Source organism: Ensifer sp. EB106-03-01-XG145 (assembly GCF_058792075.1).
Genome location: NZ_JBYTEC010000023.1, coordinates 47244 through 56147 on the forward strand (window position 1 = coordinate 47244; position 8904 = coordinate 56147).

Sequence of the window (8904 nt, forward strand, 5' to 3'; positions counted from 1 at the left end):
ACACGATACTTGACTTCGTGTACGTAATGCGACAGATTACATACTACAGACGAAACCGCGCGATGGGAAGCAGCCGCACTGGCGGCGCAACCAAGTCGGCGATTTAAGAAGGGGAGAATGGGCGTGCCTGAGACCTCTTTTTTCACGGACATGCTGCAGAGCATCACCGATCGCGGACGCAAGCTGCTGTTTTCGGGATCACGCGCCTCCGAGGTCGCAGCAAAGGCCGATCTCGAAACTCTCTGCGAGATGCTGCTATCGAGCCGGGGCGAAGCTTCCGGCATGGCTCTTGCCGCCGAAATACTCGCCCGCTGGGACGCACTCGACGCCGACGGGGTACAGCGGTTCTTTCACATGCTTTCCGACAAGTTCGGACCCGACACGGCAAAACTCGACCAGGCGATTGAAAATTACCGCACCGACAAGAGTTCAACCGCGATTATTGCACTCCACCAGGCGGCCGAACCGCGGCGGCAGGAACTGCTGCGCCGGTTGAACCACGCGCCGAGCGGTACGGCCAAGCTTGTCCGGATGCGTGAGCAGCTGCTTGCCTCCAAAGAGCAAGCCACCGGCTTCCAGGCGCTGGACGCCGATTTCGCCCACCTCTTCGGCTCTTGGTTCAACCGCGGCTTCCTGACGCTTCGGCCGATCGATTGGTCGACGCCGGCTCACATCCTGGAAAAGATCATCAAATACGAAGCCGTGCACGAGATTTCCGGCTGGGAAGAATTGCGCCGCCGGTTGGCCCCCGCCGATCGCCGCTGCTTCGCCTTCTTCCATCCAAGGCTCACGGACGAACCGCTTGTCTTCGTCGAAGTGGCGCTCACGCGATGGATGCCGAGTGCTATTGGCGACGTTCTCGACGAGGGCCGCGAGCAAATCAACGCCGACGAGGCGACCACCGCCGTCTTCTATTCGATCTCCAATTGCCAGGACGGTTTGCGCGGGATTTCCTTCGGCAATTTCCTGATCAAGCAAGTGGTGGAAGACCTGCGCAAGGACCTGCCATCGCTGAAGAATTTCGTCACGCTCTCGCCCGTTCCAGGCTTTGCCCGATGGCTCAAGTCCCGCGACGCCGCAAGTGAGCTGTCGGCTTCGGATTGCAGGGCTCTGACGCTGCTCGATGACCCGAAATGGACTGATGACGAGAACATGGCGGTCGAGGTGGAGCGCGTGCTGCTGCCGCTTGCGGCGCGCTATTTCCTTATGGAACGGACACCGGAGGGTCGCCCGATCGACCCGGTGGCGCGGTTTCATCTCGGCAACGGCGCCCGACTGGAGAGGCTGAACTTTCTCGGCGACCGCTCGGCCAAGGCGATGCAGCAGGCGCATGGCCTTATGGTCAACTATCTCTATCAGCTCGAGGACATCGTCGCCAACCACGAGGCCCTGGCGCAGCGCGGCGAAGTGGTTGCCTCACCGGCGGTCAAGGGCTTGCTCAATCAGAACGGCGAAGGCCGCCGCGGCACTGTCGCCAGCAAGGCTGTCAGCCGTTCGCGCAAATGGTGAATTCAAGGATCGGAGGAGGCGAACGTGAGCAACCATCTTTTCGACGCCATAAGGGCCGCTGCATCGGGTGACGCGCCATTCATTCGGGTGAACGGCGGCCGTACCTGGACGTATAAGGATGCGCTCGATCTGTCAGGCCGCATCGCAAGCGCGATGGATACGCTCGGCATCCGCCCAGGCGACCGGGTTGCCGTGCAGATCGACAAGAGTTCCGAGGCCTTGATCCTCTATCTCGCGTGCCTTCGCTCAGGCGCGGTTTATCTGCCGCTCAATACCGCCTATACGCTCGCCGAGCTCGACTATTTCATCAGCGACGCCGAACCGCGGCTGGTTGTCGTGTCCTCGAGTGCCCGAGAAGGCGTCTCAACGATCGCCGAGCCTCACGGTGCGATTGTCGAAACCCTTGACGCCGATGGTACCGGCTCGCTTCTCGATCTCGCGAGAGACGAACAAGCCGACTTCGTCGATGCCTCGCGCACGGCCGACGATCTGGCAGCGATCCTCTATACGTCGGGAACGACCGGACGTTCCAAGGGGGCGATGCTCACCCACGGCAACCTGCTCTCGAACGCCCTGACCTTGCGCGACTACTGGCGCGTCACGGCTGACGATCGGTTGATCCATGCCTTGCCGATCTTCCACACCCATGGCCTGTTCGTCGCCACCAACGTCACATTGCTTGCCGGCGCCTCGATGTTCCTGCTACCGAAATTTGACCCGGACGAGGTCGTGTCGTTGATGGTGCAGGCGACTCTTCTGATGGGCGTCCCGACCTTTTACGTGCGCCTGCTGCAGAGCCCGCGCCTCGACCGGCAGGCCGTCGCGAACATGCGCCTTTTCATCTCCGGTTCGGCGCCGCTGCTCGCCGAAACGCATGTGGAATTCAGGAAGCGCACCGGTCTTGCGATCCTGGAACGCTACGGCATGACCGAAACTAACATGAACACGTCGAACCCCTATGATGGAGATCGGATTGCCGGAACGGTCGGCTTTCCGCTGCCCGGCGTGACGGTGCGCGTCACCGATCCGGCGACCGGCAGAGAGGTTGCGCCGGGAGAAACCGGCATGATCGAAATCAAGGGACCGAACGTCTTCAAGGGCTATTGGCGCATGCCGGAGAAGACGGCCGCGGAATTCACCACCGACGGTTTCTTCATCAGCGGCGACCTCGGTAAGATCGACGGGCAAGGCTATGTCCACATTGTCGGCCGCAGCAAGGACCTGGTGATTTCGGGCGGATACAACATCTATCCCAAGGAGGTCGAAGGCGAGATTGACCAGCTCGAGGGGGTCGCCGAGAGCGCGGTCATCGGCGTTCCGCATCCCGATTTCGGCGAGGGCGTCACCGCCATCGTTGTTTGCAAGCCCGACGCGACGCTCGATGAAAAGGAGATCTTGGGCGCGCTCCAGGACCGGCTCGCCCGCTACAAGCAACCCAAGCGCATCATCTTCACCGAGGATCTGCCGCGCAACGCCATGGGCAAGGTCCAGAAGAACGTCCTGCGGCAGAAATACGCCGACCTTTACACATAACGACGTGACCCGTCCCTGCGCCCTCTGGGAGGAAGGCGCAGGTTACAATCCAAATCTTGAAGAACACTAGCTGCCGGCGCTGGAAGCGTCGGAGGGAGGTGAATCATGGGTATCGAAATCCTATCCATACTGCTGCTTATCGCCATGTTCGTCATCGCGACGGTCCAACCGATCAACATGGGTGCGCTGGCATTCGGCTGCACCTTCCTGCTCGGCTCGCTGATCATCGGCATGAAGGCCAATGACATTTTTGCCGGCTTCCCAAGCGACCTGTTCCTGACGCTTGTCGCCGTCACCTACCTCTTCGCCATCGCGCAGATTAACGGCACCATCGACTGGCTCGTTGAATGCGCCGTGCGGCTGGTGCTCGGACATGTCGCCTGGATCCCCTGGGTGATGTTCGTTGTGGCCGCCATCATCACCGGGTTTGGCGCACTCGGCCCGGCGGCCGTGGCGATTCTCGCCCCTGTGGCGCTCAGCTTTGCCGTGCAATACCGCATCCATCCGGTGATGATGGGACTGATGGTCATCCACGGCGCACAGGCCGGCGGCTTCTCGCCGATCAGCGTCTATGGCGGCATCACCAACCAGATTGTCGTCAAGGCCGGCCTTCCCTTCGCGCCGACATCGCTGTTCCTCTCCAGCTTCTTCTTCAACCTGGCGATCGCCGTGCTGGTGTTCTTCGTCTTCGGCGGCGCGCGCGTCATGAAGCAGAAACAAGGTGTCTCCGGTCCTCTGCCCGAATTGCATCCCGAGGGTGTATCGGCGTCGATCCGGGGCCATGGCGGCACGCCTGCCAAGCCGATCAGGGAGCACGCCTACGGTACGGCGGCGGACACTCTACAGACATTGCGCCTGAGCCCGGAAAAGGTCTTCACTTTGATCGGTTTGACGGCGCTCGGCATTGGCGCGCTCGTCTTCAAGTTCAATGTCGGTCTGGTCGCGATCACCGTAGCCGTCGCCCTCGCCCTCATCTCGCCGAAGACGCAGAAAGCGGCGATCGACAAGGTCAGCTGGTCGACCGTACTTCTGATCGCCGGCATCATCACCTATGTCGGCGTCATGGAGAAGGCCGGCACGGTCAATTATGTGGCCAACGGCATATCGAGCCTTGGCATGCCGCTGCTGGTGGCGCTGCTGCTTTGCTTCACCGGCGCCATCGTTTCGGCCTTTGCCTCATCGACGGCGCTGCTCGGCGCCATCATCCCGCTCGCCGTTCCGTTCCTGTTGCAAGGGCATATCAGCGCCATCGGCGTCGTGGCGGCAATCGCCATATCGACGACGATCGTCGACACCAGCCCGTTCTCCACCAATGGCGCGCTCGTCGTCGCCAACGCGCCGGACGATGAGCGCGAGCGCGTGCTGCGGCAACTGCTGGTCTACAGTGCACTGATCGCGATCATCGGGCCGATCGTTGCCTGGTCGGTGTTCGTCGTGCCGGGCCTCGTCTGAGGGCACGACCGCCGTCCCCGGAAGCACAAGCCATCCGGGGGTGAAATTAGCCGGCTGTCTAAGACCGCTCTGCGAACTGGTCACTCAGGTCGCGGTCTAGATGGCGGCCGACGGCGATGCCGCTGGACGATCGCGCGACGCGGCTTTCCCTGGTATTTGGCTCCCAGGGAACCTTGTGGTGCCTCACGAAATCGCACAGGATGCGATGCAAGTCCCTTGCCGCCGCAGGCAAAACCAGCGAGGGTATCGCGATGCCCCAAGCCCTGCGAGCGTCAGCGAGAGCGCACTGCCGGTCAGCAGAAAACCCTCGAGATCGAAAGGCCGCAAGCCTTCATCTGCCGCATGCGGCACGAAGGAGGCCACCAGCACGACGCCGAGGAGGCCAATAGGCAGGTTGATGAAGAAGTTCCATTCCCAGCCGGCATGAGTCGTAATCCAGGCGCCGATCAGCAGGAACAATCCTGCCCTCCAGCCGTTTTGCGTTCCCAACCAATAGGTGGACGATGGCTACTACCACTCAGCAATCGATAGAAGATCAAATCGCCGAATTGCGTTCCCAGATCGAGGAATTGAGGGAAGCTTTCCGTGCGCGGGTCAGTTCAGCGGCCGATGACGCATCCGAACGTGCCAGGAATGCAGTCCAAACGGTCCGTGAACAGGGACAAGGCGCTATAGAGGCCGCGCGAAACAATCCCGGCACGGCAACGGCAATCGTGAGTACCGCCGGCCTTCTCGGATTCTGCCTCGGGCTATACCTGGGGCTTTCCGCCGCAAGTGACCTTCGTGTGCGATAATCGGTCGCGAATGAGGCGAATCGCGCTCTGAGCCTGCAGCCGCGCCAAGCGCCAGTTTTCGTTGCTGGCCGGCGCTTAAGTTGGCTTCCGCCTTGGAACGAGTCCTCGCTCTCAGGTTAGCAGACACCTCTCGACCTTGACTGCGTGAGGAACCTATCGGCTTGGCAACGGTTGGTTTGGATGAAAGGAGGTTGACGTGAACCAGATTATCTATCTCGTCGGCCTTGTCGTTATCGTGGTCGCAATCCTAGCCTTTTTCGGGATTGGTTAAGATCGGTAGCAATAGTTCAAGGTATTCTGCTCGGCGTAGCTACGGCAACGATCCCCGAACCCGTGGGGGTGGATGGAACTCGGCTGCAGGCTGAGAGAGCAGCGGACGTTGACGTCCTCTCTAGCTTGCACAACAATGGGGACTGCGCTTCTGCAGTCCGCTCAGTCGACCTTCGGTTCGTTGGTTCTAAGTCAGGAGTGCTCGAGCTTTCCGCAAAATCTGCCGACCTCGGCTTCACTATTATCCAGTCCGTCCAGCTGCCGGACGGCGAAACAGCTATCGATTTGTCGATACAGTCGGATGCCCTGCCCTCCTCAATTGATCGCCTGACCGTGAACGCGCTGAAAATCGAAACGCGTTTCAACTTGCGCTACGACCTGGGGCACAGTCGCAACAAAGTGCTAATCTCTTTCGTGGTTGCTGATTTCGTACACATCGGATGGTCCCTCCATCTCTTGCACGCCTTTGAAGGAAGGATGCCGAAGCTTTCCATCTTGCGTCCACGCGCGATACTCGACTTCGGCTATCAAGAGCGGACGGGCGAAAACCGCCCCCTTGCGCTTCAATCCTACCGGCGGCCTCTCAGCCGGGATTGCGTTGAGCAATTCGCGCAGCGCGACGGATTCCTGATTGCTCCACCCAGTGCCGCACCCTCCGACGTAGACGAGATCATCACCCTTCCTCGCGGCCAGGATCAGCCGGCCAATTGCGCCTGGAATGGTCGAGGGCTCATAGCCAACGATCACGAACCAGTTGCGACGGGCGCATTTGATTTTGAGCCATTCCGGCCGGCGTCCGGCGTGATAGGGTTTGTCTCGACACTTCGCGATGATGCCTTCTAGGCCTAGCTCGCACGCGGCACGGAAGAACTTGGCGCCGTCGGCGTCCACCTCCTCAGAGAAACGAATCGCGCCAGTCCTGCCAGCGACGATCGGCTCTAGCCGGCGTCGGCGCTCCGCCAGAGGCAATGACCGCAAGTCGTAGCCGTCGAGGTAGAGAAGGTCGAAGGCGTAGAAAATGATCTCGCTCGGCTCATGCAGGCTTGGCTTCTTTCCGACCGCGCGCTGTAGCAGGCCGAAATCTGAACGCCCTTGGTCGTCGAGAACGACCGCCTCCCCATCGATGATCATGGAGGCATGGCCGAGCTCGCGCGCCTCGCCGACGATTCCCCCGAACTTCTTCGTCCAGTCGTACCCGCCGCGCGTGATTGCCCTCACCTCGCCTGGCTCGACATGGACGGCCAGTCGGTACCCGTCCCACTTCACCTCAAAGGCCCACTCCGGTCCTTTCGGCGGCTTGTCGACGAGCGTTGCGACGCACGGCTCGACTCGACGCGGCATTGGATCTGCCGGCGGCGCAGGAGGTTGGGCTTTCTTCGCTGTTTTAGCCATGCCGCATTAACGCACAAAGCCGTGAAAAGGTCTGCTCTATCGCCGTGCCCGTCGCCACCCAGCGACCCGCGCCTCTGCCTCACTGCAGAACCAGCGCTCGCCGTAGCGCGAGTTGATCACTGTCTCCGAGTAATACGTCGATGTGGCAGATCCGCTCCCCGGTTTCGATGCTGACGTTCCCCTTGATGTTGCAGCTTGGATCGACAGCGGAGAGGAGCCTTGAGGGTTCTGAGACCCACTCCTCGATCGAAGTCACCCCAGCGATGCCCGTGACCCCGATGAGGACCATCAGGGCCGGCGCTTCGCTCAGCAGCGATCTTTGCCGACGTTGCGGAACTCTGCGGTGCTGATGGCGCATGTCTCCCCCTATGCCATCGCGGTTGCATAGGGATTGAACGTCAAAGTCGAAAGATTGTCAAAGGAATACCTAAAATAGAATCTCGTTAGATTCCATTCTTCATCCGCGCGAGGCACCAATCTACTCCACCATCTCAGCGGCCTCACGCGCCGTATTGCAATAGCCCTGGTTCAGCGTCCGCGCCATCAATCACCCATTCTGGCTATCTTGTCGGATTGATGAGCCGATATTATTTTTTCTTCACACTCGATTTTCGAACTACGGGGCTCCGGCGGAGGGAACCTCGCGCCGCCCCCCCCTGAGAAAGGAGGTCGCGCATGCATTCCCTGCGCAGATCGATGGCGCTTCTCCCTCACGAAATGAACGAGATCGATCAGATCTTCCAAGATATCCTGCGCGAGCGTGGCCTGTCGCGCGATTGCGAGACAGCAGAAGTGATCGCGAGACGACTGATCGCTTGTTATCAAAAAGGCATCCGCGAGAGCAGCGCCCTGAAATACGAGATCGGCTTTGACAGAAGGTCCGTGGCGGATGCGAATGCTGATGTTCTTTATTACGGCAACCCCGAGGTTTCGATGCAAGAGGTCGCGGGAGGACTGGCCGACCAGATTAGCCCGGACGAGGTCGATATGCTTCAGCGGACGTTCGATCGAGTGTGCACCTGGTGCAGTATCCCGCGCTATGGAAAACGCGCCGATCGATTAGCCCGGCACATTATCGATCAGTATCGCAAGGGTTTGAGCGACGAGGATGCGCTTGTTGATAGCGCCATGTGGCTGGAGCGGAATTCCGATTCTACTCATCATCGACCGGACGCATAGGGCTAGCACGCGCGCTAAAGCGCCGTCGAAAATGACGGGGTCATTTTCAAGCGGCACCTCTCCTCAGATCTCCGTCAGTCGGCGGGATGAAGACCACCGAGACAAGGCGCGAACCGCAGCGAGGACAGCGAAGTCGCGACGCCAGCATGGCGAGCGGAAAGTCCCGGCCGCGCGTGGGCATGATCACAATCGACCTGTTTGCCTTCCTAACAACGGAGCCGAACGGCGTCGTGAAGCCCATTCACCCAAAGGCTTTGCCGTTCTTGCGCCTGACTTCGCGTCGCGATACGGGGGAACGCCCGCTGAACCGGGACCTGCCCATGAGGTCGTGAGTATGACCAGCTGGGACTAGTGGCTGGCCGACACGCGCGCGGCTTTCAATTGGCTGACAAAACAACCTCATAGCAACGGCAAAGTCGAATACGGCTTTACTATGTGTATTGATTAGAGCGTTTCCCTGACTGATTGAATCATTTGGGCTTTGCAAATCAGATGGGTTCTGATTCAAACTTTCTGCCGATGGGCAGATAATGTCGAAAGCCCTTTCCGTTGATCTTCGCGCACGTGTTCTTGCCGCCGTCTCAGCCGGAGCGTCGCACCGGGAGGCTGCCGAGCGCTTTGGCGTCAGTGCGGCCAGCGTGAGCCGGTGGCGAAACCTGCAAGTCCGTCAGGGCCATGTTCGACCGGGTCCGCTGGGTGGAGACCGTCATTCGTACAAAACCGAAGCCAACGCCGACGCGATCATGTCGTGGCTTGAGGAACACCGGGACGGCAC

7 protein-coding genes and 2 pseudogenes are annotated in these 8904 nt (G+C 60.2%); 6 read left to right on the forward strand and 3 right to left on the reverse strand.

What is annotated here, in order from left to right; genetic code table 11:
* Positions 1-123: 123 nt before the first annotated feature.
* The 3 genes and pseudogenes from AC3WWH_RS30180 (at position 124) to AC3WWH_RS30190 (ending at position 4494) form a co-directional block, all read left to right on the forward strand.
* A pseudogene (locus tag AC3WWH_RS30180) lies at positions 124-1580 on the forward strand (malonyl-CoA decarboxylase).
* Positions 1534-3042, forward strand: a complete 1509-nt coding sequence (locus tag AC3WWH_RS30185; RefSeq protein ID WP_058323742.1) for a malonate--CoA ligase — start codon at positions 1534-1536, stop codon at positions 3040-3042. The pseudogene AC3WWH_RS30180 and the gene AC3WWH_RS30185 overlap by 47 nt, the downstream one beginning before the upstream one ends.
* Before the next feature lie 105 nt (positions 3043-3147).
* On the forward strand, positions 3148-4494 hold the full coding sequence (locus AC3WWH_RS30190) for an SLC13 family permease (protein WP_058323743.1): 1347 nt from the start codon (positions 3148-3150) through the stop codon (positions 4492-4494).
* A 183-nt stretch (positions 4495-4677) separates the two neighbouring features.
* On the opposite strand, the gene AC3WWH_RS30195 is transcribed toward AC3WWH_RS30190, so the two are convergent.
* From AC3WWH_RS30195 to AC3WWH_RS30205, 3 genes are all read right to left on the reverse strand, one after another.
* Positions 4678-4953: a hypothetical protein gene (locus AC3WWH_RS30195; RefSeq protein WP_058323744.1), complete on the reverse strand. Its 276-nt coding sequence runs from the start codon at positions 4951-4953 to the stop codon at positions 4678-4680.
* Between the two features lie 1007 nt (positions 4954-5960).
* The gene (gene ligD / locus AC3WWH_RS30200; protein ID WP_492377420.1) at positions 5961-6899 is read right to left on the reverse strand and encodes a non-homologous end-joining DNA ligase; all 939 of its coding nucleotides are present in this window, start codon (positions 6897-6899) and stop codon (positions 5961-5963) included.
* 130 nt (positions 6900-7029) lie between these two features.
* Positions 7030-7308 carry a hypothetical protein gene (locus AC3WWH_RS30205; RefSeq protein ID WP_492377421.1) on the reverse strand — a complete coding sequence of 93 codons (279 nt, stop codon included), beginning with the start codon at positions 7306-7308 and terminating at the stop codon, positions 7030-7032.
* A 317-nt stretch (positions 7309-7625) separates the two neighbouring features.
* Between AC3WWH_RS30205 and AC3WWH_RS30210 the strand changes: the two genes are divergently transcribed.
* From AC3WWH_RS30210 to AC3WWH_RS30220, 3 genes and pseudogenes are all read left to right on the forward strand, one after another.
* Positions 7626-8129 (forward strand): hypothetical protein, encoded by a 504-nt coding sequence (locus tag AC3WWH_RS30210; RefSeq protein WP_197417412.1) that lies wholly within the window; start codon positions 7626-7628, stop codon positions 8127-8129.
* Positions 8130-8305: 176 nt separating this feature from the next.
* A pseudogene (locus tag AC3WWH_RS30215) lies at positions 8306-8410 on the forward strand (SOS response-associated peptidase); the annotation flags it as partial.
* A 249-nt stretch (positions 8411-8659) separates the two neighbouring features.
* Positions 8660-8904: helix-turn-helix domain-containing protein (locus AC3WWH_RS30220; protein WP_492377422.1), on the forward strand; the 245-nt coding region annotated here is incomplete at its 3' end.